This is a genomic window from Mesorhizobium sp. WSM4819, assembly GCF_055811215.1.
The window spans coordinates 13,971-39,129 of sequence record NZ_JBVVQO010000034.1; the positions used below are offsets into that span (position 1 = coordinate 13,971).

The 25,159-nt window shown below is 64.2% G+C and carries 20 protein-coding genes; 10 read left to right on the forward strand and 10 right to left on the reverse strand.

Annotated features, from left to right (window positions below):
- Nucleotides 1–40: 40 nt before the first annotated feature.
- The 6 genes from AC0L18_RS24940 to dnaK form a co-directional block, all read right to left on the reverse strand.
- Nucleotides 41–328, reverse strand: a complete 288-nt coding sequence (locus AC0L18_RS24940) for a DUF1330 domain-containing protein (RefSeq protein WP_091591899.1) — start codon at nt 326–328, stop codon at nt 41–43.
- 17 nt (nt 329–345) lie between these two features.
- Nucleotides 346–1,029: an orotidine-5'-phosphate decarboxylase gene (gene pyrF, locus AC0L18_RS24945; RefSeq protein ID WP_091592414.1), complete on the reverse strand. Its 684-nt coding sequence runs from the start codon at nt 1,027–1,029 to the stop codon at nt 346–348.
- 20 nt (nt 1,030–1,049) lie between these two features.
- Nucleotides 1,050–1,646 (reverse strand): NADPH-dependent FMN reductase, encoded by a 597-nt coding sequence (locus AC0L18_RS24950; RefSeq protein ID WP_287328641.1) that lies wholly within the window; start codon nt 1,644–1,646, stop codon nt 1,050–1,052.
- 267 nt (nt 1,647–1,913) lie between these two features.
- A complete protein-coding gene (gene pmtA / locus AC0L18_RS24955; RefSeq protein WP_027154687.1) occupies nt 1,914–2,519 on the reverse strand; it encodes a phospholipid N-methyltransferase PmtA in 606 nt (201 codons plus the stop codon).
- A gap of 142 nt (nt 2,520–2,661) precedes the next feature.
- Nucleotides 2,662–3,792 (reverse strand): molecular chaperone DnaJ, encoded by a 1,131-nt coding sequence (dnaJ, locus tag AC0L18_RS24960; protein ID WP_287175751.1) that lies wholly within the window; start codon nt 3,790–3,792, stop codon nt 2,662–2,664.
- Nucleotides 3,793–4,103: 311 nt separating this feature from the next.
- The gene (gene dnaK, locus AC0L18_RS24965; protein WP_091591896.1) at nt 4,104–6,020 is read right to left on the reverse strand and encodes a molecular chaperone DnaK; all 1,917 of its coding nucleotides are present in this window, start codon (nt 6,018–6,020) and stop codon (nt 4,104–4,106) included.
- Nucleotides 6,021–6,579: 559 nt separating this feature from the next.
- Between dnaK and AC0L18_RS24970 the strand changes: the two genes are divergently transcribed.
- From AC0L18_RS24970 to AC0L18_RS24985, 4 genes are all read left to right on the forward strand, one after another.
- Nucleotides 6,580–10,107 (forward strand): hypothetical protein, encoded by a 3,528-nt coding sequence (locus AC0L18_RS24970; protein WP_473494609.1) that lies wholly within the window; start codon nt 6,580–6,582, stop codon nt 10,105–10,107.
- A gap of 167 nt (nt 10,108–10,274) precedes the next feature.
- Nucleotides 10,275–12,233, forward strand: coding sequence for an EB domain-containing protein (locus AC0L18_RS24975; RefSeq protein ID WP_473494610.1), 1,959 nt, complete (start codon nt 10,275–10,277; stop codon nt 12,231–12,233).
- 131 nt (nt 12,234–12,364) lie between these two features.
- Nucleotides 12,365–13,042: a ribulose-phosphate 3-epimerase gene (gene rpe / locus AC0L18_RS24980; RefSeq protein WP_473494611.1), complete on the forward strand. Its 678-nt coding sequence runs from the start codon at nt 12,365–12,367 to the stop codon at nt 13,040–13,042.
- Nucleotides 13,043–13,274: 232 nt separating this feature from the next.
- Nucleotides 13,275–14,654: a malonyl-CoA decarboxylase gene (locus tag AC0L18_RS24985; protein ID WP_473494613.1), complete on the forward strand. Its 1,380-nt coding sequence runs from the start codon at nt 13,275–13,277 to the stop codon at nt 14,652–14,654.
- A gap of 41 nt (nt 14,655–14,695) precedes the next feature.
- Here the strand turns inward: AC0L18_RS24985 and nagA are convergent, their stop codons facing one another.
- The 4 genes from nagA to AC0L18_RS25005 are packed head-to-tail and all read right to left on the reverse strand — an operon-like array spanning nt 14,696 to nt 18,574.
- Nucleotides 14,696–15,874 (reverse strand): N-acetylglucosamine-6-phosphate deacetylase, encoded by a 1,179-nt coding sequence (nagA, locus tag AC0L18_RS24990; protein ID WP_473494614.1) that lies wholly within the window; start codon nt 15,872–15,874, stop codon nt 14,696–14,698.
- Entirely contained in the window at nt 15,871–16,881 is a 1,011-nt protein-coding gene (locus AC0L18_RS24995) for an SIS domain-containing protein (protein WP_473494650.1), read from the reverse strand. Before AC0L18_RS24995 ends, nagA begins: the two co-directional genes overlap by 4 nt.
- Nucleotides 16,882–16,913: 32 nt before the next feature.
- On the reverse strand, nt 16,914–17,696 hold the full coding sequence (locus tag AC0L18_RS25000) for a GntR family transcriptional regulator (RefSeq protein ID WP_473494615.1): 783 nt from the start codon (nt 17,694–17,696) through the stop codon (nt 16,914–16,916).
- Entirely contained in the window at nt 17,696–18,574 is an 879-nt protein-coding gene (locus AC0L18_RS25005) for a glucosamine kinase nucleotide-binding domain-containing protein (RefSeq protein ID WP_473494616.1), read from the reverse strand. The genes AC0L18_RS25000 and AC0L18_RS25005 overlap by 1 nt, the downstream gene beginning before the upstream one ends.
- A 200-nt stretch (nt 18,575–18,774) precedes the next feature.
- Here AC0L18_RS25005 and AC0L18_RS25010 point away from each other — a divergent pair, with 200 nt between their 5' ends.
- The 6 genes from AC0L18_RS25010 (at nt 18,775) to AC0L18_RS25035 (ending at nt 25,134) form a co-directional block, all read left to right on the forward strand.
- Complete coding sequence (locus AC0L18_RS25010) at nt 18,775–19,731, forward strand: N-acetylmuramic acid 6-phosphate etherase (RefSeq protein WP_473494617.1); 957 nt, start codon at nt 18,775–18,777, stop codon at nt 19,729–19,731.
- A 2-nt stretch (nt 19,732–19,733) separates the two neighbouring features.
- Complete coding sequence (locus tag AC0L18_RS25015; RefSeq protein ID WP_473494618.1) at nt 19,734–20,993, forward strand: ABC transporter substrate-binding protein; 1,260 nt, start codon at nt 19,734–19,736, stop codon at nt 20,991–20,993.
- Nucleotides 20,994–21,239: 246 nt separating this feature from the next.
- Nucleotides 21,240–22,163 carry a carbohydrate ABC transporter permease gene (locus AC0L18_RS25020; protein ID WP_473481993.1) on the forward strand — a complete coding sequence of 308 codons (924 nt, stop codon included), beginning with the start codon at nt 21,240–21,242 and terminating at the stop codon, nt 22,161–22,163.
- Between the two features lie 10 nt (nt 22,164–22,173).
- Nucleotides 22,174–23,013, forward strand: coding sequence for a carbohydrate ABC transporter permease (locus AC0L18_RS25025; RefSeq protein ID WP_023801468.1), 840 nt, complete (start codon nt 22,174–22,176; stop codon nt 23,011–23,013).
- Complete coding sequence (locus AC0L18_RS25030; RefSeq protein WP_473494619.1) at nt 23,010–24,071, forward strand: Gfo/Idh/MocA family protein; 1,062 nt, start codon at nt 23,010–23,012, stop codon at nt 24,069–24,071. The genes AC0L18_RS25025 and AC0L18_RS25030 overlap by 4 nt, the downstream gene beginning before the upstream one ends.
- 64 nt (nt 24,072–24,135) lie before the next feature.
- The gene (locus tag AC0L18_RS25035) at nt 24,136–25,134 is read left to right on the forward strand and encodes an ABC transporter ATP-binding protein (RefSeq protein ID WP_473494620.1); all 999 of its coding nucleotides are present in this window, start codon (nt 24,136–24,138) and stop codon (nt 25,132–25,134) included.
- Nucleotides 25,135–25,159: the final 25 nt, after the last annotated feature.

Genomic DNA, 25,159 nt, shown 5'->3' on the forward strand with positions numbered 1-25,159 from the left:
GTTCCAAATGACTATGCACGCCACGGCGGTGGCCGCTGAACTAAACCCCTTCGACCAGCACGATCTCGCCGTCGGCCACCTTCTGCCGGATCGCGACGGCGCGCTGGTATTCGGGCGAGTGATAGCAATCGTGCGCCGCAGCCAATGACGGAAACTCGATGATCACGTTGCGGTCGCGGCCCGGCCCTTCTGCTTTTTCATGCGCACCGCCTCGTGCCAGGAAAACGGCGCCGAAACGATCGAAAGCCGGTTTGGCGGCAGTGACATAGTCCTTGTAGCCTTCCGCATCGCGCACATCGACGCGGGCGATCCAGTATCCCTTCGGCATGCTTGTTCTCCGAATTGTTAGGCCGAGCGCATTTCGTCAAGAATTGCTTCCGCGACCGCTCGCCTGTCGGCGGCGCTGACGATCGGCCGGCCGACGACGAGATGGCTGGAGCCGTTGCGGATCGCCTGCGCCGGCGTGACGACGCGTTTCTGGTCGCCATGGTCGCTGCCCTTGGGCCGTATCCCCGGCGTGACGACGGCCATGTTGGGGCCGACGATCCGGCGCACTGCCTCCGCTTCCTCGGCCGAGCAGACGATGCCGCCCATGCCGGCATGCAGCGCCTGCTCGGAGCGCCTCAGCACCAGCGTATGCGGGTCATGCTCATAACCGGCGTCGATCACGTCCTGCTCGTCCATCGAGGTCAGCACGGTGACGCCAAGCAGGCAGAGATCGCTGCCCCTGGCGGCCGCGACCGCTGCCTTCATCGTCTTCGGATAGGCGTGCAGCGTCAGCATGGTCATGCCCATCCTGGCAATGGCCTCGACGCCCTTGGCTACCGTGTTGTCGATGTCGAGCAGCTTCATGTCGAGGAAGATCCTGGTGCCGCCGCTGGCGAGCTCGCGGGCGAAGTCGAGGCCGCCGGCGAAGGCGAGCTGATAGCCGATCTTGTAGAAGGAGACGACCCCGTCGAGCTCGCGCACCACCGTCTCGGCGTCCTTCAGCGTCGGCACGTCGAGGCCGACGATCAGCCTGTCTTGCATGGTGCTGGCGCGCTCCTGGATCACGCCTCGATCCGCGTCGACAGCAGGCGCGAGGTTTCGATCAGCGTGCGGCATAGGTGCTCCATCGATCTGTGCAGTCGCTCGTCCCTGAAATTCCCGTCCTCGTCGAAGGCGTTGCCGCCCTCCGGGACAGAGCACTCCGGCGTCACCACCTCCATCTGGCAGCGCACCAGCACGGCGCGCAGATGGTTGATGCAGCGTACCCCGGCGAAATGTCCTTTGGAAGACGAACAAAGGCCGGCGGGCTTGCCGGTGAACGGCCGGAACGACCGCCCGTCATCCGTGCGCACCCGGCTCACCCAATCGATGGTATTCTTGAGCAGCGGCGGGATCGAGCCGTTATATTCGGGCGTCGCGATCAGCAGCCCGTCATGGGCCGCGATTTGCCGGGCAAGCTTGATGGCGTTCTCGGGAATGCCTTTCTCCTTTTCCAGGTCCTCGTCGAGGATCGGCAGCGGATAGTCGGCAAGCGAGATGCGGGTCACCTCGGCGCCCTGCAGGGCGAGTTCCTTCTGCGCCACATCGGCGGTCCTGCCGCTGTAGGCGCCAGAGCGAATCGAACCGGCGAAGACGAGAATTTTCGCGATCACTGCCATCGGGCCCCCTTGTTCCCGGACAGGTACAGCCAGGGATCTGTCAAATCAACGCCAACTTCGTCATCCCTGGGCGAAGCTCCGTCGCGGAGACCCTGGGATCCATTCCGCGACCTTGGCCGCGGAGTGCCGCGGAGCAGACTTCTGTACCGTTGCGGTGCTCAGATGTCCCGGCATGGATTCTCGGGTCTGGGCTGCGTCGCTACGCTCCCTTGGATGACGAAGTGACGCGCGTTTCCACTAATCGCCGAACGGCTTTGCGCGGAGAAGCTAATGCGCCCCACGCCGGTAGATCCAAAGCTGCGTTGGCGGGATGTTGCGGATGACGAAATGGAAATGCTCGACCGTGTAGTCGCCGCGGCCGGGCGGGATCGGCGACAGCGGGCCGTAGGTCAGCTGCACGACCGGGCGGCCTGTCGGGATGCGGTCGAGAAGGCTTTCGACGTAGGCGACGCGCTGTTCGACCGGGAAATTGAGCAATGGCACGCCGGAGATGACCGAATCGAAGGTCAGGCCGCTCTTGTCGCCGAGTGTCGCATCGAGATTGAAGGCATCGCCCTCGATGACGTTGACGCCGGGATAGAGCTGGCGCAGATGGCGCACGAAATCGGGGGAGTATTCGACTGCGTAGAGATTTTCAGGCTTTACGCCGTGGGCGAGGATGGCTCGGGTGATGACACCGGTGCCGGGCCCGACTTCGAGCACCGGCAGGCCCGACATCGGGTTGACGACGGAGGCCATCTTGCGGGCCGTGATGGAACTGGTCGGCACGATCGAACCGACCGCCTTCGGCTTGTCGATCCAGCCCTTGAAGAACTTCAGTTCGTCGTCGAACTTCTCTGCCAGCGTCTTTCGCAGTCCGGGACCATGTGCCATGCAAGTTCTCCTGAACGGTCCCCCGAGTGGCTACTTAGCAGCTACGGGCTTCAAGGCAAGGCGGACGCCGGTATAAGGTGTTGATGACGCTAGGGGAGCTTCCGCTCGGCTGTATTCTACATCCGAATGGCGAGAGTCGCCATCAGCGCTCGCTGAAGGTCTCGAAAAAGTCCTTCATGCGGGCGAAAAAGCCGCTCGACTGCGGCGAATTATCCTTCGAGGAAAGCTGCTCGAACTCCTCCAGCAGCTCGCGCTGGCGGCGGGATAGGTTCTGCGGCGTCTCGACCGCGGTCTGGATGTAGAGATCGCCGACATTGTGCTGGCGCAGCACCGGCATGCCCTTGCCCTTGAGGCGGAACTGACGGCCGTTCTGGGTGCCTTCCGGCACCTTGACCTTCGTCTGGGTGCCGTCCAGCGTCGTCACCTCGAAGGAACCGCCAAGGGCAGCCGTCGTCATTGAGATCGGCACCTTGCAGTAGAGATCGGCGCCGTCGCGCTGGAAGAATTCGTGCGGCTTGACCGCCAGGAAAATATATAGATCGCCCGACGGGCCGCCGCGCAGGCCGGCCTCGCCCTCATTGGCGAGGCGGATGCGGGTGCCGTCCTCAATGCCGGCCGGGATGTTGACCGACAGCGAGCGCTCCTCGGTGACGCGGCCCTGGCCGGCGCATTTCGCGCACGGCTCCTTGATGGTCTGGCCACGTCCCTGGCATTGCGGGCAGGTGCGCTCGATCGAGAAGAAGCCTTGCGTGGCGCGCACCTTGCCGTGGCCGTTGCACATCGAGCAGGTGACGGGCTGGGTGCCGGGCTTGGCGCCGCTGCCGGAGCATTCCATGCAGGAGATCGATGCCGGCACGTGGATCTGCGCCGTCTTGCCGGCAAACGCCTCCTCCAGCGTGATTTCCATATTGTAGCGCAGGTCTGCACCGCGCTCGCGTCCGCCTGACGAACGGCGCTGACGCCCGCCCATCATGTCGCCGAAAATATCCTCGAAGATGTCGGCGAAACCGCCGGCGCCGAAGCCGTGTGCGCCGCCGTTCATGCCGCCCTGTTCGAAGGCGGCGTGGCCGAAACGGTCGTAGGCCGCCCGCTTCTGCGGATCCTTCAACGTCTCGTAGGCTTCGTTGATTTCCTTGAACTTGTGCTCGCAGGCATGATCGCCGGGATTGCGATCGGGGTGGAACTGCATGGCCAGCTTGCGGAAAGCGCTCTTGAGCTCCTTCTCGTCGGCCCCCTTTTGCACGCCCAGCGTTTCGTAGAAATCAGGTTTCATCTTTTCCCGCAGTCCGGATATTCAACGTCTTGAAGCACTTTGCGTCGTTCGCCGGCACGCTGTTCCGATTTAGGTGCGATGGAGCCGGGATGCCAGTGTTGACACGGGCTTGCCCGCACTTTTTCGATCAGGCACGCACTTTTTCGGCCAGAGTGGCAAAAAAGCCCGGCTTTACGCCGGGCTTTACTACAGCGCCGCGCGTCCTGTTGGACACGCAAAGGACGCTATAGCACTTTGATTTTTGCGCATGATCCTTTCCGGAAATCGATTCCGATTTCGGGGTCATGCGCCTAAACCTGCCGGCAGGCCGCTTAGGCCGACTTCTTCTTGTCGTCGTCCTCGTTGATTTCCTCGAAGTCGGCGTCGACCACGTCGCTGTCCTTGGCGGCGTCCGCCTTGGCGTCAGCTTCCGCAGCTTCCTTCTGCGAAGCCTCATACATGGCCTGGCCGAGCTTCATCGAGGTTTCGGCGAGCGCCTGCGTCTTGGCTTCGATCTCGGCGGCGTCGTCGCCTTCGGCAGCGGTCTTCAGCGCCGCGATCGCATCGGCGATCGCCGTGCGGTCGGCCTCGGAAACCTTCTCGCCATATTCCTTCAGCGACTTTTCCGAGGAATGCACCAGCGCCTCGGCCTGGTTGCGGGCCTCGACCAACGCGCGCCGCTTCTTGTCGGCCTCGGCATTGGCTTCGGCGTCCTTCACCATCTTCTCGATGTCGGCGTCCGAAAGGCCGCCAGACGCCTGGATGCGGATCTGGTGCTCCTTGCCGGTGCCCTTGTCCTTGGCGGAGACGTTGACGATACCGTTGGCGTCGATGTCGAAAGTGACCTCGATCTGCGGCACGCCGCGCGGCGCCGGCGGAATGCCGACCAGGTCGAACTGGCCGAGCGCCTTGTTGTCGGCGGCCATTTCACGCTCGCCCTGGAAGACGCGGATGGTCACGGCCGATTGTGAATCCTCGGCAGTCGAGAACACCTGGCTCTTCTTGGTCGGGATCGTCGTGTTGCGCTCGATCAGCCGCGTGAACACACCACCCAGCGTCTCGATGCCGAGCGACAGCGGCGTCACGTCAAGCAACAGCACGTCCTTGACGTCGCCCTGCAGCACGCCGGCCTGGATGGCGGCGCCCAATGCGACGACCTCATCCGGATTGACGCCCTTGTGCGGCTCCTTGCCGAAGAACTGCTTCACGATCTCCTGGATCTTGGGCATGCGGGTCATGCCGCCGACCAGGACGACCTCGTCGATTTCGCCGGCCTTCAGGCCGGCATCCTTGAGCGCCGCCTTGCAGGGTTCGATCGTGCGCTGGACGAGATCCTCGACCAGGCTCTCGAACTTCGCCCGCGTCAGCTTCAGCGTCAGGTGCTTGGGGCCGGTGGCATCGGCGGTGATGAAGGGCAGGTTGATCTCGGTCTGCGTCGTCGACGACAGCTCTATCTTGGCCTTTTCGGCCGCTTCCTTGAGGCGCTGAAGCGCGAGCTTGTCGCTGCGCAGGTCGATGCCCTGTTCCTTCTTGAACTCGGCCGCCAGATATTCGACCAGACGCATGTCGAAATCCTCGCCGCCGAGGAAGGTGTCGCCATTGGTCGACTTCACCTCGAACACGCCGTCGCCGATTTCGAGCACCGAAATGTCGAACGTGCCGCCGCCAAGGTCATAGACGGCAATGGTCTTGCCTTCCTTCTTGTCGAGGCCGTAGGCAAGTGCGGCCGCGGTCGGCTCGTTGATGATGCGCAGCACTTCCAGGCCGGCGATCTTGCCGGCATCCTTGGTGGCCTGGCGCTGGGCGTCGTTGAAATAGGCCGGAACGGTGATCACCGCCTTCTCGACCTTCTCGCCGAGATAGGCTTCCGCCGTTTCCTTCATCTTCTGCAGGATCATTGCCGAGATCTGGCTGGGCGACTGCTTCTTGCCGCCGGCCTCGACCCAGGCGTCGCCATTGTCGCCCTTGACGATCTGGTAGGGGACAAGCTTCTTGTCCTTTTCCGTAACCGGATCGTCATAGCGGCGGCCGATCAGGCGCTTGACCGCGAAGATGGTGTTTTCAGGATTGGTGACCGCCTGGCGCTTGGCCGGCTGGCCGACGAGGCGCTCGCCGTCGCTGTTGATGGCGACGATGGATGGGGTCGTTCGCGCGCCTTCCGCATTCTCGATGACCTTCGATTCCTTGCCGTCCATGATGGCGACGCAGGAGTTGGTGGTCCCCAGATCGATACCGATTACTTTTGCCATTTTTCTAATCTCTCCGCTAAGCAGGCTCTCAGGACCCGTACAGGCGTTCCGACGAAAGCCCCTGTTCACAAGAAATTCCGCTTCGGCAACCGGCATTCCGGCGCCGAACGGCTTGGCGCGTATATAAGAACAGGCTGCGCGGCGCGCAAGCATTCTGCGCAAGGCATCCAACACATCCTTTTCTCGGCCCCGGCCAGGGTTCTCCGGCCCATGAACCTTTCCGCGTCGGTTCGCGACTGACACCCAGATGCGCTGCGTGGTGCGGCCCTGGAAAGGAAAGGCCATGACTGGAAATCCAGGCTCAGCGCGACCACCGCTTTCGGGGTGGGGTCGCTATGCCAGGCGTTCCGCTGGTTGCGTTGACCATGCGTAAGAGCCGGCATATCGTGATTACGAGGAAAGCAGACAAATTCGATCAGGGAAAACGTGCCGGAACGTCGCGCCTTGCCCTGATTTGCGCGGAAACACCGGATGTTTCTCCCGTCGCCCGCGGGGGGAATCCATGTCTTGCGACCACGGCGCGTTCGTACGCTCTCGTGCTGGCCGTTTGCGCCGTGCGATGCAGCCGGCCAGCGGCTTTCCGGCGTTGGCGCTCGCCACCATCCTGTGGCTTGGCGGTGCCGTCCAGGCGCAGGAAACGCAGATCATCTATCCAGGCTCGATGGCGGTGACCGGATTTTCCGGTACCGTCATTCGTGATCTTGAGGAGGGCCTGCCGCCCAGCGTCGACCCGGTCGACGAAACCTTTATCGACACGACGCGCGCAACCTTGCGCGTCTTTGACGTTTCAAGGCTGGGCGGGCGGGCCTCCGGTCAACTCGTCTTCACGCCGCCGCCCTTCGAAGTGACGGCCGGGCAGATCGGCCAGGTGTTCGGCATCACCTATGACGACGGCGTACGCGACGGTTCTCCCTCGGGCATTGCGAACCTCTATGCCGGCGCCACCTCGCTGCATGGCGTCCGCATCGTCACGTCAGACGAAGATGCGGACGGTCGTCCCGAGCGGCAGCGTCGCGGTGCTGCCGGCGCCACCTTCATGGACGGCCAGTTCGGCACCGAGAACGGTGGCGGACCGGGCACGATCTGGAAGATCGACGGCATCACCGGCCAGGTCAGCAAATTCGCCGACCTCGACACCAACAGCGGCCCTGGCATCGGCGACGTCACCTTCGACACTATCCGCCGCCAGTTCTTCGCCAGCGACCTCGACACCGGTCTCATCCACCGCATCGACGCCAACGGCACGCTGGTCGACAGGTTCGACCATGGCGTTGCCGGACGCCCGGCGCACGGGCTGGTCCCGCTTGCCGACGATGGCCTGGTGATGGACATCGAGGATGCTGCCTTCGACAGCGAGGACCCCGACAGCTGGGGTTATACGCAGGATGAGCGTCGAGTCTGGTCCGTCGCCTATCACGGCGGCCGCCTCTATTATTCCGTCGGTGAAAAGGCCGAGCTCTGGTCGGTGGGCGTTGCCCGCGACGGCAGCTTTGCTGGCGACCCGCGCTGGGAATTGACGGTCAAGGCCGACAACGCCGTCACCGACATCGCTTTCGACATCAGCGGCTTCATGTACCTGGCCCAGCGCGGCCCGGTGGAAAACCGCTACGACTACAGCCGGTTCGCCGATACCGGCACGGGCGAGGTCTTCCGCTACGGGCGCGAAAACCCGGACGATCCGGCGACGGAATCAATCTGGGTGGAAATGCCGCAGGACTATGCGGTCGGCTTCCCGCAAGACAATCGGCAGTCAGCTGGCGGCCTCGACCTGCAATATGGCTATGACGCCGACGGCAATCTCGACGCGAGCGTCTGCACCGAGACGCTGGTCAAGGCCGCAGACAAGTTGCGCGACAACCCCGCGCTTGCCGAACGGCTTGCCGGCGGCGGGCCGCTCGCCGTGCACGGTGTGCAGATCACGCCGACGGCGCTGGTCAAGCCGGCCAACGTGCCGCCTTTCGGCGCGTGGTTCGTCGACTTTGACGGCTATTTCGAAGACCCCGAGGTAGAAGGCCCTGAGGTAGAAGGCCCTGAGGTAGAAGGGCATGTCGGCGACGTCGAAGTCTGGCATCCCTGTGAAGGCCGTGCCGGCGCCTCGATCCCGATCTGCCGGCGTGGCGACCGGGACCGCGACTGCCGGCCGCCGGTGGAAAAGAAGGTCGATCTGATCCTGAAGAAGCGTGCCCGCGCCCCGGTCTGCACGGCAGATGGTGTCTGCACCTTCGTGATCGATATCATCAACAACGGCAACGTCCGCTACGACGGGCCGCTGACGGTTACCGATACCTATCCGGGTGGCGTGCCGGCATCGTCGAGCTTCGGCCCGATCCCGCCATGGACATGCGGACCGAACGGCCCCGGCCAGTTCCGTTGCGACAATGCCGGCATCGTGCTCTCGCCGGGCGCTTCCACGCCAATCTTCGTCAAGGCGGTGATGCCGGCCGGCTACCGGCCAAACACGGTCGAGAACTGCGCCGAGGTGAAAGCCATCCCCGGCGAGAACGACCTCACCAACAACAAGGCATGCGCCAGGCAACGCATCCGTCATTCCGACAGCGGCAAGCCGGCCATGCGCCTCACCAAACTGTGCAGCGGAGCGCTGGCCGGTGCTGCGGCCGTCACCTGCCGCATCACCGTCATCAGCACCGGCACCAGTGCCCCCACCGGTCCGGTTTGGGTCAACGATGCCGCCACGCTGGTGGCTGGCGGCGCGCCCGTCCAGATCCAGACCGTCACACCCGACGGCGCGGAATGGACGTGCGGACCGGTTCCGGCCAATGCGTTGTCGTGCCAGATTCCCGGCGCCGTCATGGCGCCCGGAACCAGCCGCCACTTCGATGTGGCGCTTGCGGCGAATGGCGTGTTCGAGAACTGCGCACGCGGTTCCTACGGTCCGGCGCCAGGAGACGACATCGTCCATCCGATCGGCAGGGCCTGCGCCAAGGGTGGCGGCGCCTCGAGCATCCGTGTCGAGAAGACCGGCGATGCCGAGTGCCGGATCGGCCAGCCCTGCTCGTTCGAGTTGACCATCGCGAATGATGGGAAAAACGCCTTCTCCGGTCCGGTTCGCATTGGTGATGCGATCGGTGTCGAAGGCCTCGGCCGGCTGGAAGGCGTGGCGATCACCTCGATCGACCCGCCCTTCGGTTGTGCGCCGGAACCGGCGACCTTGCCTGCGTCCTGCATCGCCAATCTGACGCTCGGCGCCGGGGAAAGCCACGTTCACCGTGTGACCGCGATCATTCCCGACGACGGCCGCCTGGCCGATCTGCAGGGCGCCGTCAGCGGCCAGAACTGCGTCGGCGTGCTGTCGCCCGACACGCCGGTGCGAGGTGCGGGCAAAATGCTCTCCGGCGACCTGACCAGCGTGCAGGGCGATCGCGGCAAGGCCTATGCCTGCCATCCCTTCACCATCAAGAATAATGAGGGGAAGAAGGCGTGCTCGCAGGGCCTCGTCATGAACGACGCCGGCCGCTGCGTCTGCCCGCAAGGCACCACTTTCCGCAACGGCCAGTGCTCGTCGGCTGGTGGCACGGTCATCATATCGAAACCGAAGGACCGCTGCGTGCTGCTCAAGAGCCAGATCCGTACCTCCGACGGGCGTTGTGTCTGCCCGCGCGGAACCGAGCTGGATAACCGCAGGTGCGTGTCGACCGACGAGCCGCCGGCACGCCTGTGCAAGCTGCTGCCTGGCCAGGTCCGCACCAAGAGCGGCAATTGCGTCTGTCCGAGACGGACGGAACTGAGGGGCAGGGCCTGCTTGCCGATCGTCAAGCAACCGACGGTTGAACTGTGCACCATCCGCGGCCAGGTTCACAACAAACGCGGCGCCTGTGTCTGCCCGCGCGGGACCGAGGTGATCAGAGGCGCATGCCGCCGGGCGCAGCTGGAGTGCGCGCCTGGTTCACGGCTGATCAACGGCCGGTGCCAGCCGATCATCAGGCGGCGCTGCCCGGTCGGGACAGTCGGACAGTATCCGGACTGCCACCCTATCCGCAGGGCGCCGACGCTGCAGATCAATCCGAACCTGCTGCTGAACCCGAACATCCTGCAGCAGCCGAGGCGCAGGCCGCGGGCTCTCCAGTAGGGGACCCGGCGCGCAACAGTCCGTCACCTTGGACCGCAACACCAAGACCTCGCCTGAGCAATCCGGCGGGGTTTTGGTGTTGGTCGGACGCGTTTCAGCCGCCGCGTGAACCTAATCGCTGCAGTCGGCGACAAACTCCGTGAAGCAACATTTCAGGGAGAGAGAAAATGTCTTCAGCCAAGCATGCTTTCCGCAACACGGCGGCGACCGCTGCCCTGATCGCAGCCGCGCTCGCTACCACACCGGCCTTCGCCAAGCAGGCGAACATCAAGTCAATGTCGTTCAACACCGAAAGCGCCAACACGACGATCCACGTCGGCTCGAGCGACAAGCAAAAGTGGGATACGCTTAAGAGCGGCAACGTCCAGTTCTGGGGCCACATGAAGCTCAACACGCGGTGGCCAGGTTATGTGCAGGATGTCGGCGTGGCGCTCGGCGTTTGTGGGCCAGGCCAGTGCGGCGCGTTTCCGCCGATCTGGAGCACGTCACCTGTCAGCCGCGACTACGATCATCAGGAAAATTTCTCCTTCGATCCCTCCATATTACCGCTGTCGTCGGACACCGGTATCGCCGTCGTGCCTTACGGCGACCAGATCATCGCCAGGTGCAACCAGCACCTCCAGCCCGATGGGCCGACAAAATCCTACTCGTTCACGCACAGTTTTCATGCGAGCTTCTCGGCACTCACCGACACGGCGCTCGACATGGACAATGCGGTCAGCGAGGCCCAGGGCGGCAGCTGGCCCCATCCGCTGTACGACTCGCACTATGCCGAGCATGGCTCGTTCGACGTCCAGATTGTCTGCGACCCCGTCATCAAGCCGCCGGTTCAGGACGTTGCCAATGATTTCGGCGAATTCGACGTGGACAACGTCAAGCTGTTCCTGACCACCTACCAGTCGAACCAGACCGGCTCGACGCCCGGTACGGTCTGCCCGTCGTTGAAGGTCACGAGCCGGGCGCAGGCCAACCAGGCCGGGCCCGTGTCGATGCGCATCTGGCGCCAGAAGAACGACGGGCCGATCACCTCCGAGGTGCAGCAGGCGTGGGCGTCACACGACGCGACCAAGAATGGCTATTTCGCCACCTATGAGAAATGGGAGGATGTCGGCGCCACCGCCTATTTCCAGTACAAGACCGAGATCGTCGGCAACGGACCGTTCGAGCCATTCGACGGCTGGAAGGACATCACCGTCCATTGCACCGGCGCGGGTGGGGGCGGCTTCACCGACGCACCTCAGGACAACCCCGACAACCCGCCGGCGCAGTCGGACTGGCAGGGCGAGGTCACTGTCTCGGACAGCGCTGGCTTCAAAAAACTCTGCCCGCGCAAGGGCCAGGTGGCGTTCGACGTCGAGCGCGAGGCGCCGGGTGCGTTTCACTACCGCATCAGCTGCTCGAACGGCGCATTCTTCACCGACACGACGGCCGCCTTCAATGATGGCGGTGTGTTCAAGGCGAGCGCCGCACACGAGTTCAGCATCGTCAGAACCCGCTCGATCCAGTGCACCCTGCAGGAGATCAAGCAGAACGGTTCGATCGCCACCGTCGACAACAGCAGCGAGGATTTTACCTGCATCAAGCGCAATTTTGATCCGAATGCCGATGGTCTGGCAGTCGATACGCGACCCAATCGTGGCAAACCGCAACTTCCGCCGGTCGTCATCGATGCCGGCCGCACATGCCTGCCGAGCCAAAGGCTGATCCGTGGCAAATGCGTCGACAGGCCGCTCGTGGCTGCCTGCCGCAGCACCGAAAAGCTTGTCAACGGCAAGTGCATCGGGGTCAGCATCCACTGCCTGCCCGGTTACCATCGGGTGGGGCTGAAATGCGTGCGCAATGCGGTGATCGCCGACAGGTGCAAGCGCAACGAACAGCGCGTCGACGGGAGATGTGTGCGCAAGCCCTCCATCATTATCGACTGCAAGCGCGGCTATCATCTGGTCGGCAAGGCATGCGTTAAGAACCCGCTGATCATCACCGCCTGCCGGGCAACCGAAAAACTAGTGCGTGGACACTGCGTGCCCAGGCAACCTGTGAAGAAGCCCAATCTGCAAAAAGTGAAGCAAGGCAGCGGCAAGGTCTTGCTGCCACCACTGGCCAGGCCGCTGCATCCGGTGAACTGAAATCGCGACGCTTGAACAGGGAGAGAGGTGGCCAACGCTGCCTCTCTCCTTTTGCGCAGGCACCGGATTCCTGTCGACAAGCAGCGCTGAGACGATTACGGCGAAGGCGGACTTAAGAACGGGAAGCGAACATGGCTCACAAGACCCTGATCGCGCCATCTGTGCTGGCGTCGGATTTTTCGAAGCTGGGCGACGAGGTCGAGGCGGTGGTGGCGGCCGGCGCCGACTGGATCCATCTCGACGTCATGGACGGGCATTTCGTGCCCAACATCAGCTTCGGCCCGCCGGTGATCAAGGCGATCCGCAACCGCACCAAAACCTTCTTCGACTGCCATCTGATGATCGCGCCGGCCGATCCCTATCTGCAGGCGTTTGCCGAAGCTGGCTGCGACGGCATGACGGTGCATGCAGAGGCCGGGCCGCATCTCGACCGTTCGCTGCAGACGATCAGGGACCTCGGCAAGCAGGCCGGCGTGTCGCTCAACCCGGCGACGCCGGAAACGGCGATCGAATATGTGCTCGACCGGCTCGATCTGATCCTGATCATGACCGTCAATCCGGGTTTTGGCGGCCAGGCTTTCATCCCGGAGGTCGTTGACAAGGTGAAGCGGGTGAAGGCGCTGATCGGCAATCGGCCGATCCGGATCGAGATCGACGGCGGCATCTCGCCGCAAACAGCACCTTTGGTCACCGCGGCCGGCGCCAGCGTGCTGGTCACCGGTGCGGCTATCTTCAAGGGCGGCAGCGTCGAAGCCTATCGGGCGAACATCGAGGCGATCAGGACAGCGGCCGACCAGGTGGCCGGCTGACGCAGCCGCTGCCGGCGCGCCATCACCGGCACGCGCTGTTCTCCCCAGCCGGTCAGGAATTCGTTGGCCGACGCCGGTGCGCTTGTGCTCGTGACATGCGATCCCCAGCCAAAATGGCCTTGTCCATTTTTGGCGATCTTATTGGCATATCCAAAACTACCATCCATATTCTCTGTCTCACCCTCATGTCTCTCCGGACCCTCCCGCAGGCTCCTCTTCGACGGTCGGATCGATGAATCGCAGCCCCTTCTTCGCTGACCTGCTGAACACCATCGCCGACCGCGGCCGGATGATGCTGAACCTCGTGCGCGGTGACGAGCCGGTTTCGGCCGACAGCCTGGCACGTCTGTGCGTCCGTCTGCTTTCCAGCCAGGGCGAGGCATCGGGCGTCGCCTATGCAAGAGAAATACTCGATCGCTGGCGCACCCTCGGCGCCGACGGCAGGCTGGCTTTCCTGCATGTGCTGCGCGATCGTTTCGGCACCGATCACGCCAGACTTGCCGCTGCGGTGGATGCTTATCGCGCCACGCCGGACGATCGCTCGGCACTTGCCCTGCACGACGCCGCCGAGCCGGCCAGGCAGGAGCTCCTGCGCCGTCTGAACCTGGCGCCCGGCGGCATCGAGACGCTGGTGCGCATGCGCGAGGATCTGCTCGCCCGGCTGCCCACATCGCCCGATCTCGCCATCGTCGATGCCGACTTCACCCACCTGCTGTCGTCGTGGTTCAACCGCGGCTTCCTGGTGCTGCGGCGGATCGACTGGTCGACGCCGGCCAACATCCTGGAAAAAATCATCCGCTACGAGGCGGTGCATGCCATCCACACCTGGGACGATCTGCGCCGCCGGATCGAGCCGGCCGACCGGCTCTGCTATGCGTTCTTTCATCCGCAGCTCGGCGACGAGCCGCTGATCTTCGTCGAGGTCGCGCTGACCCGGGCGATGCCGACGACGATCGCCGAGCTGCTCGCCGACGAGCGGCCGCCGGTGCCACCACGGCAGGCCACGACGGCGGTGTTCTATTCCATCTCCAACTGCCAGGAGGGCTTGCGCGGCATCTCCTTCGGCAATTTTCTGATCAAGCAGGTGGTCGAGGATCTACGCCGCGACCTTCCCGGCCTGACCGATTTCGTCACGCTGTCGCCAGTGCCGGGCTTTGCCCGCTGGCTGGCCGAGCAGGCCGAAACCATCCCCTCCGCCGCCGAAGTGCTGGACCTCGTCGCCGTCGAGGGTTGGCATGCGGACGCTGCCGCTCGCGACCGCGTCGGCCCGGCGCTGCTTCCTCTTGCGGCACAGTATTTCCTCGAATCCCGCACCGCCTCCGGCAAGGTGATCGACCCGGTCGCCCGATTCCATCTCGGCAATGGCGCGCGGCTGGAGCGCATCGACCTTTTCGGCGATCTGTCGCCCCGCGCCTTGCGTCAGGCGTATGGCCTGATGGTAAATTATCGCTACAAGCTCGACGACATCGAGAAGAACCACGAGCTGTTCGCCGCCAGGAACGATGTGGCGGCCGCGCCGGCCGTGCGCCGCCTGCTGCCGAAACCGGCGAGACCGGCCGCGTCGCGGCTTCCGGCGCCAGCCCAGGTGATTGGGGACAAGAGGGACACTTGAACAACCACCCGCTTCAGGCTGCGGGCCGAACGGCTGATACCTTAGGCGCCCTTTGCTACGCCGACCTCGAAAACCCTCTTGCCTTCTATCCAGACGCCCTTGACGTCCAATTCGTCCGACAGCGCAACGATGTCGGCGGCGGTGCCGTTCGCGAACCGCCCGAGCCGGTGTGATTGGCCGATCGCCTGCGCCGGATAGAGCGAAGCCATGCGCAGCGCCTCCGACAGGTCCAGTCGGACGACGCGGTGGACGAAGCGGACGGCGGCGATCATGTCGAGATCGGCGCCGGCCAGCGTCCCGTCGGCAAGCCGCAGGCTGCCGTCCCTGCGGTAGACGGCGCGGCCGTTCAGCGTGAACGAGGTCATGTCGGTGCCGATCGTCGCCATCGCGTCGGTGACCAGGAAAATCCTTGCCGGGCCCTGCTTGGCGCGCAACGCGATGGCCATGGTGGCGGGATCGACATGGATGCCGTCGGCGATGATCCCGGCAAACAATGTGCCGGTACCGATGGCGGCACCCGCCAGACCCGGCTCGCGGTTGCCGATCTGGCTCATGGCGTTGAACAGATGGGTGACCATTGTTGCACCGGCATCGGCGAACGCGCGCGCCTTGGCATAGAAGGTGTCGGAATGGCCGAGGCTGACGACGATGCCGGCCTCGACCAGCGCCGAAACGCGAACGGTGTCGACCGATTCCGGCGCGATCGTGGTCAGCAGCACCGGCAGGTTTTTCCGGGTCGCAATCAGCATCGCCTGGTCGGCATCCAGCATCGGCCGGATCAGTGCCGGGTCATGCGCACCCTTGCGGGCGATCGACAGATGCGGGCCTTCGAGATGCAGGCCCAAAAAGCCAGGCACCTTTTGCCGTGCGGCCTCGGCCCCGGCGGCAACCGCCGACGCGGTGATCTCAGGCGTGTCGGTGATCAGCGTCGGCAGCAGCGCCGTCGTGCCGAACGGCGCGTGCGCCCGGCAGATGGTTTCGATCGAAGCAACATCGGGATGGTCGTTGAGCATGATGCCGCCGCCGCCATTGACCTGCAGGTCGACAAAGCCCGGTGCAAGCATGCCGCCGCCGGTTTCGATACGCTCGACGCCGGACGGAACGGCTCCGGCGGCGACGATGGCCTCGACGAGACCGTCTCGCACGACAAGGGCAGCGTCGTCGTGCCAGTCGTCGCCGTCAAAAATCCGGGCGCCAGTCAGGGCAAAACGGTCGCTCATATGGTTTCCGTCACCTTGCGAAGATTGGGCGGCGTGTCCGGATCGAGACCGCGATGGCGGGCAAAGGCCTCGACGAAGCCATAGAAGGACACGATCAGCGCCAGCGGGTCGGTCAACGGATGGCCGGTGGCGACATGCGGCAGGTGCTGAGCGCTTGTCGCCTTGTCCGAAGTCACGAAGACAGCCGCGCCCTTGCCCGCCAGGCTGTCGGCGGCCGCTGCGACCGACGGCTCGGAAGCATCGCGGGCGGCGAGCGCCAGCACTGGAAAATCAGGCCCGACCAGCGCCAGCGGGCCATGCATGACTTCGGCTGCACTATAGGCCTCGGCGTGCATGGCGCAGGTTTCCTTGAATTTCAGCGCCGCCTCATTGGCGATCGCCGCGGACGGACCACGACCGAGGATGAACAGAGACTTCTGCGTCTCAAGGGCGCTGGCCAGCGCCATCCAGTCGCAGGCGATCGCCTTGCGGAAATATTCTGGCAAACGGGCGAGCGCCGCCAGCAACTTGTCGTCCCCGGTGCTATGCGCCATCAAGGCGAGGCCGGCGACGGCTGAATTGACGAAGGTCTTCGTCGCCGCGACGCTGCGCTCCGGGCCGGCCAAGATGTCGATGGCATAATCGCAGGCCCGCGCCAGCGGCGAATCGGCGGTGTTGGTGATGGCGACGGTCAGCGAACCGCCGGCTCTCGCGGCTTGCGCCATGGCGACGATATCCGGGCTCTTGCCCGACTGCGAGATCGCCAGGCAGGCCGAGCCGGCCAGCTTGAGCCTGGCGCCATAGATCGAAGCGATCGACGGGCCGACCGACGCGACGGCAAGGCCGGCGGTCAGTTCCACCGCATACTTCATGAAGGTGGCGGCATGGTCGGAGGAGCCGCGCGCCACGGTGACGACGAAGTTTGGGTCGCGCTCGCGAATGCCGCGCCCGGCCTCGGTCAGTACCGCCGCCGAACCGTCGAGCAGGCGCGCGGTAGCCTCCGGGATCTCCTCGATCTCGCGCCGCATATGGGTAATCCCCATTTGGGTGTTTACTGTGCTCATGGCCGGCCCTCTTCGCCCGGCCCGCTCAGCCGGAGCTCGGCGACGAAATCATAGGCGTCGCCCCTGTAGATGGAGCGGGTGAATTCGATCACCTTGCCGCTCGCCAGATAGGAAATACGCTCGATGTGCAGGCCGGCAATGCCAGGCGGCACTTCGAGCAGGCGCGCGTCGTCGTCGCCGAGATTGGCGGCGGAGATGCGCTGCACCGCCCGCACCGGCCGATGGCCGGTCGTTTCAAGCGCCGCGTAGAGCGACGAACCGATCGCCGCCGGGTCGGGCAGCACGCTGGCAGACAGTGCCGCGCGCTCGATCGCCAGCGGCGTTTCGTTGGCGATGCGCAGCCGCGCCACCCGCGCCACCAGTTCGTTCGACGACAGGCCGAGCACCATCATCTCGTCCGGCGAGGGCGCATAGAGGCCGCGGTCGAGCCAGGCCGAACGCACCGCCATGCCGCGCCGCGCCATATCCTCGGTGAAGGACGTCAGCCGCGACAGCGACTGCTCGACGCGCTCCATCCGCGGCGCGACGAAGGTGCCGGAGCCGTGACGCTGGACGAGGATGCCGCCCTTGACCAGATCCTGCACCGCCTTGCGCACGGTGACCCGGGAAATGTCGGCCTTGCTGGCGATGTCGCGCTCGGACGGCAGCGCGTCGCCCGGCCCGATCAGGCCGCGATTGACCGCGTCCTCGATGCTCTTCCTGAGCTGCAGATAGAGCGGCGCGCCGCTTTGCGCCGACTGTTTCAGCGTGGCGAACATCTGATCGGCGGCCTCGCTCATCACGTTGCCTCCGTCGCACCCGAGAAAACGCGCACCGCCATCTGCACGGCGCCGCCCAGCGCATCGTCGAGCGGCGGCTTCAGCAGCGCCCGGTAGCGCGCCGACAGGCGTCGTGCATAGAGCGGCGCCAGCCCGCCAAGCAGGCAGAGCGGATCGTCGTCGCCGAGATCGAGCACGCCAAGTGCTGCCTCGACGTCGGCGATTGCCTTGTCGAGGATCCAGTTGGCGACGGCGTCGCCCTTTTCGGCATGCTCGAAGACCTTGGGCGCGAAGCCGCCGAAATCGCCGGGTTTTGCGTTGGTGGTGAACTCGACCAAATCCTCGGGATTGTCGCGGAAGACGGCGAGCATGGCCTGCGTCAGCGGCGATCCGTGGCGGATGCCGTCATAGGCGAGCAGCGTCTGCTCGAGCAGGTCGCGGCCGATGCGGGCGCCGCTGCCCTGGTCGCCAACCTGGAATCCCCAGCCGCCGATGGCGCGCGACTTGCCGTTTTTGCGCGCCATATAGGCGGTGCCGGTGCCGAGGATGGCCATGGCGCCGTCACCGGAGCCGACCGCGCCTTCCAGGGCGATCTCGGCGTCGGTCTCGACACGGTTTTGGCTGAACGGCAGGATCGCTTCGAGCTGCTGCCTGTAGGTGCCGACATTGGCGCCGGCGAGGCCGAGGATGGCCGGGGTCTGCGGGATCAGTTCGGGGTCCTGCCCGGCGGCGACAAAGGCCTGCCTTGCCGCCTCGACGATGTTGGCCCTGGCGCCGGTGAGATCGGTGCGGATGTTGGCGGCACCGCTCTTGGCGCGGCCGACGACAGTCCCGTCCACCGTTGCAAGAGCCGCCCTGCAGCTGGTGCCGCCGCCATCGATGCCAAGCACGAATTTCACACGATTTCTCCTCCCGGCGGATAATACCAATAAAATACCAATAGCCAAGGATTAATTTTCGTTTCAAAAAGATTAAGGTGTATTTTATTGAAAAGCCTAGGCATTTTGACGAAAGGCCAGTTCCGAGGCAGGGAAATCGCTAATGCGTGTGGACAAGTGGTATTTTTTTGGTATTGTTTTGCGGATTGGAGGGAAAGCGGATGGCCGAAACGCGCACCGAAGCGCTTCACCAGAATGCCGAGGGGCTGGACATCCAGGCTCCGGACGCCATCCTTTCCTGTTTGGCCAACGCGCAGATCGAGGCCGCCAAGGCGGTGCGCGGCGCCGTTCCCGCCATCGCCAAAGCCGCCGAGATCATCGCCAGCCGGCTGAACAGCGGCGGCAAGCTCGCTTACGCGGCGGCCGGCAGCTCGGGCCTGATGGCGCTGGCCGATGCGCTGGAACTGCCGGGCACCTTCGGCATTCAGCGCGACCGTATCGCCATCCTGATCGCCGGCGGCGACGATGCCTTCAAGACACTGGCCGGCGGGCCGGAGGACGACACCGACGAAGCCTCGGCAGCGGTTGCCGCTGCCGGCATCGGCGAGGGCGACTGCCTGATCGCGGTCTCGGCCAGCGGCTCGACACCCTATGCGGTCAGAGCGATCGAGGACGCCAGGCGCCGCGGTGCGGCGACCATCGCCATCGCCAACAACAAGCATGCGCCGCTGCTTCGGCTGGCCGACATCGCCATATTGCTCGAAACGCCGCCGGAGCTGATCGCCGGCTCGACGCGCATGGGCGCCGGCACCGCGCAGAAGATCGCGCTCAACATGCTGTCGACGCTGGCCGCCATCCATCTTGGCCATGTCCATGACGGCTACATGGTCAACCTCACGGCAGACAACAGCAAGCTGCGCGACCGCGCCGCCCGCATCGTCGCCGCGATCAGCGGACGCGACAGGGACGATGCGGCGCGTCTGCTCGAAAACAGCGGCGGCGTCGTCAAGACCGCCATTCTGCTCGCCGCCGGCGCGGCAAATGCCGACGCGGCGCGGAAGTTACTGGAAGGCACCGGCCAAAAACTGCGCCCGGCGCTTTCCGCGATCGAGGGGAGCATGGGGCGGAAAGCCTCTGTTCTCAAAACCGAACCTGAAAAAGGTCAACAGGGAGACTGAGCATGACAACCAAACTACTGACGGCAATTCTTCTCGGCACCAGCGTTCTCGGCTCAGCCGGGATGGCCTATGCCCAGGACGTAACGCTCAACATCGAGAGCTGGCGCGGCGACGACCTTGCCATCTGGAAGGACAAGCTGATCCCGGCTTTTGAGGCCAAGAACCCGGGCATCAAGGTGGTGTTCGCGCCGTCGGCGCCGACCGAATATGACGCCGCGATGGGCGCCAAGCTCGCCGCCGGCTCGGCCGGCGACCTGATCACCTGCCGCCCGTTCGACAAGTCGCTGGAGCTGTTCAAGAAGGGTAATCTCGCCGATATCTCGACGCTGCCCGGCATGGAGAATTTTTCCGACGTCGCCAAGGCCGCCTGGCAGACCGACGACGGCAAGTCGAGCTTCTGCGTGCCGATGGCTTCCGTCATCCATGGCTTCATCTATAACAAGGACGCCTTCGACCAGCTCGGCATCAAGGTGCCGACGACCAATCAGGAATTCTACGCCGCGCTCGACAAGATCAAGGCCGATGGCACCTACATCCCGATGGCGATGGGCACCAAGGACCTCTGGGAAGCCGCGACCATGGGCTACCAGAACATCGGCCCGAACTACTGGAAGGGCGAGGAAGGCCGTCTGGCGCTGATCAAGGGCGAGCAAAAACTGACCGATCCGCAGTGGGTCGACCCCTTCAAGGAACTGGCCAAATGGAAGCCCTATCTCGGCGACGGTTTTGAGGCGCAGACCTATCCGGACAGCCAGAACCTGTTCACCCTCGGCCGCGCCGCCATCTACCCGGCCGGCTCGTGGGAGATTGGCCTGTTCAACACCCAGGCGCAGTTCAAGATGGGGGCGTTCCCGCCGCCAGTGCCGAAGGCCGGCGACACCTGCTACATCTCCGACCACACCGACATCGGCATGGGCCTCAATGCGGCGTCGAAGAATGCCGATGCGGCGAAAACCTTCCTGACATGGGTCGCCTCGCCGGATTTCGCCACCATCTACGCCAACGCGCTGCCGGGCTTCTTCAGCCTGAACAACACCCCGGTGAAGATGGAAGACCCGATTGCGCAGGAATTCGTCTCCTGGCGCGACAAGTGCAAGTCGACCATCCGCTCGACCTATCAGATCCTGTCGCGCGGCACGCCGAATCTCGAGAACGAGACGTGGGTTGAATCGGCCAACGTCATCAACGGCACCGTCACGCCGGAAGCTGCCGCCAAGAAGCTGCAGGACGGCCTCGACAGCTGGTATAAGCCGGCGAAGTAAGAGCGCAGATAGAGCAAGGCCGTCGCAAATGGACGGCTCTGCTTTTTTCGATAGCATCGACTGCAACCGACGGCGCCGCCCCTCATCCGCCTGCCGGCACCTTCTCCCCGTATAGTGACGGGGAGAAGGGAGAAGCTCCGGCGCTGACGCCCCCCTCTCCCCGTCCTTCACGGGGAGAGGGTAAGGGTGAGGGGCAGCGCTGCCGTCGAAAGCATCGCAAGAACCTGATCGGCGGGGACCGAACGCATGGCCGCAGCACCGAAACGACCGTTCCGCTGGCATATCGTCGTCTTCCTGGCGCCGGCGGTGCTGGTCTATACGGCGATCATGATCCTGCCGCTGGCCGGCACGCTGCAGCTTTCGCTGTTCCGCAACATCGACCAGGCCCAGGTCTTCGTCGGGCTGGAAAACTTCCGCAGGCTGTTCGGCGATCCCAACTGGTCGGTCAATTTCTGGAACGCGCTGCGCAACAACGTCTGGTTCTTCATCATCCACATGATCGTGCAGAATCCGATCGGGGTGCTTCTGGCCGCACTGCTGTCCAGCCCGCGGCTGAGATTCTCCGCCTTCTACCGCACCGCGATCTTCGTGCCGACGATCCTGTCCTTCGTCATCGTCGGCTTCGCCTGGAAGCTGATCCTGTCGCCGCTGTGGGGCGTGGCGCCGAACCTGATGGATCTCGTCGGCCTCAAAAGCCTGTTCACGCCGTGGCTCGGCAAAGAAGAATATGCGCTGACCACGCTCAGCCTGATCTCGGTGTGGCAGTTCGTCGGCATCCCGATGATGCTGATCTATGCCGCGCTGCTGTCGATCCCAGAGGAGGTGATCGAAGCCGCCGAATGCGACGGCATCACCGGCATGTCGCAGTTCTGGAAGATCAAGCTGCCGCTGATCCTGCCGTCGATCGGCATCATCTCGATCCTCACCTTCGTCGGCAATTTCAACGCCTTCGACCTGATCTACACCGCGCAAGGCGCGCTGGCCGGGCCGAACTACTCGACCGATATCCTCGGCACCTTCCTCTACCGCGCATTCTTCGGTTTCCAGCTGCAGGTCGGCGATCCCAACATGGGCGCGGCGATCGCCACGATGATGTTCCTGATCATCCTTGGCGGCGTCTGCGTCTACCTGTTCCTCGTCCAGACGCGCCTGCGTCGCTATCAGTTTTAGGGGGTCAGACATGAGCACGGCGACCCACTCCCTGCCCCGCACCATCGGCGCCCACGCGGTGCTGTTGACCTACACGGTGATCGCGCTGTTTCCGGTGATCATCGTCATCATGAATTCGTTTAAATCCCGCGCCGGCATCTTCGGTGCGCCGCTGACGCCGCCGACCCCGAAAACCTTCGACCTGATCGGCTACACCACCGTCATCGGCCAGGGCGATTTCATCCATTATTTCCAGAACAGCCTTGTCGTCACCGTCGCCTCGCTGTTCTTCGTGCTGCTGTTCGGCGCGATGGCCGCCTTCGCGCTGTCGGAATACCGTTTCCGCGGCAATTCGCTGATGGGGCTTTACCTCGCCCTCGGCATCATGATCCCGATCCGCCTCGGCACCGTCGCCATCCTGCAATTGATGGTGGCGAGCGGGCTGGTCAACACGCTGACGGCGCTGATCCTGGTCTATACGGCGCAAGGCCTGCCGCTCGCCGTCTTCATCCTGTCGGAATTCATGAAGCAGGTCTCCGACGATCTGAAGAATGCCGGACGCATCGACGGCCTGTCCGAATACACCATCTTCTTCCGGCTGGTGCTGCCGTTGGTGCGGCCGTCGATGGCGACTGTCGCCGTCTTCACCATGATCCCGATCTGGAACGATCTGTGGTTTCCGCTGATCCTGGCGCCGTCGGAGGAAACCAAGACGGTGACGCTCGGCGCCCAGCTGTTCCTCGGCCAGTTCGTCACCAACTGGAACGCGATCCTGGCCGCACTGTCGCTGGCGATCATGCCGGTGCTGATCCTCTACGTCATCTTCTCGCGGCAGCTGATCCGCGGCATTACTTCGGGAGCCGTCAAGTGAGCTCGGAAAAACCTCTTCGCGTCGTCGTCGCCGGGCTCGGCAACATGGGCCGCAGCCATGCGCTGGCCTATCATACCAACCCCGGCTTCCAGATCGCGGCGCTGGTCAACCGCTCGGACATCCCGCTGCCGGCCGGGCTTTCCGGCTACGGCATCAGGCGCTCCTTCGAAGAGGCGCTGCGCGACGAGAGGCCCGAAATCGCCTGCATCGCCACCTATTCCGACAGCCATGCCGACTATGCGGTGAAGGCGTTCGAGGCCGGCTGCCATGTCTTTGTCGAAAAGCCGCTGGCGACGACGGTGGCCGATGCCAAACGCGTCGTTGCGGCAGCCAAGGCCAACGGCAGAAAACTGGTGATCGGCTACATCCTGCGCCATCACCCGTCCTGGATCAGGCTGATCGCCGAGGCGCGCAAGCTCGGCGGTCCTTACGTGTTCCGCATGAACCTCAACCAGCAATCCTCCGGCCATAGCTGGCAGACGCACAAGCAATTGATGCAGACGACGTCGCCGATCGTCGATTGCGGCGTGCATTATCTCGACGTGATGCTGCAGATCACCGACGCCAGGCCGGTCGAGGTGCGCGGCATGGGGCTGCGGCTGAGCGACGAGATTGCGCCAAAAATGTACAATTACGGCCATCTGCAGGTGCTGTTCGACGACGGTTCGGTCGGCTGGTACGAGGCCGGCTGGGGGCCGATGATCTCGGAAACCGCCTTTTTTGTGAAGGACGTGATCTCGCCGAACGGCTGCGTGTCGATCGTCATGAAGGAGGGCGTCAGATCCGACGACATCGACACCCACACCAAAACCTCGACCATCCGCCTGCACAGCGCGGCGACCGGCGCGGACGGCAAGTTCGCCAAAGCGGATGAGATGCTGTCGATGGAGGGCGAACCCGGCCATCAGGATCTCTGCGACCGCGAGCAGGCTTTTCTGCTCAAGGCGATCCGCGAGGATATTGATCTGACCCGCCACATGGACGATGCGGTGAAGTCGCTCGCGGTGTGCCTTGCCGCCGACGAGAGCGTCCGCAGCGGGAAGGCGGTGCGATTGTGACAGGGGAATTTTCGTCAGGGATTGCGCTCTACGGCGCGCCCACATTCCAATCCGGAGGAACGCCGTGGGCTCGTTGAACATCGAGAATGTGAAGAAGGCGTTTGGGCCGGTCGAGGTGCTGAAGGGCATCAACCTCGAAGTGACCGACGGCGAATTCGTCGTCTTCGTCGGCCCCTCCGGCTGCGGAAAGTCGACGCTGCTCAGGGTCATCGCCGGGCTGGAGGATTCGACCTCGGGGCGTGTGGTCATCGACGGCGCGGACGTCTCCGCAACCCCGCCGGCCAAGCGCGGCATCGCCATGGTGTTCCAGACCTATGCGCTCTACCCGCATTTGACGGTAAAGAACAATATGGGCCTTGGCCTCAAGCAGGCGGGCACGCCAGCGGCCGAGATCGACCGCCGCATCGGCATCGCATCGTCGATGCTGTCGCTGGAGCCCTATCTGGCCAGGCGGCCGGCCGAGCTGTCCGGCGGCCAGCGCCAGCGCGTCGCCATCGGCCGCGCCGTGGTGCGTGAGCCCAAGCTTTTCCTGTTCGACGAGCCTTTGTCCAACCTCGATGCCGCACTGCGCGTCAACACCAGGCTGGAGATCGCGCAGCTGCATCGCCGGCTGAAGGCGACGATGATCTATGTCACCCACGACCAGGTCGAGGCGATGACGCTGGCCGACAAGATCGTCGTGCTCAACGCGGGCAAGATCGAGCAGATCGGCGGACCGATGGAGCTTTACAATGCGCCGGCGAATGAGTTCGTCGCCGGCTTCATCGGCTCGCCGAAGATGAATTTCGTCGACGGTTCCAGGCTTGGCGAGACGGCCAAGACCATCGGCGTCCGTCCCGAGCATCTGACCGTCGATGCGAAATCCGGCGCCTGGAAAGGCACGGTCGTCCATGCCGAGCATCTCGGCGCCGACACCAACCTCTATCTCGACTGCGAAAAGGCCGGACTGATCACCGTGCGCATTTTTGGCGTCTACAACGCCGAACCGGGCGCCACGCTTTATGCAACGCCGGATCCGGCGAAGACCTACCGGTTTGGAGCGGATGGCAAGGTGCTGAAGTAGCGCCCCTTTTTCCTTCTCCCCCTGT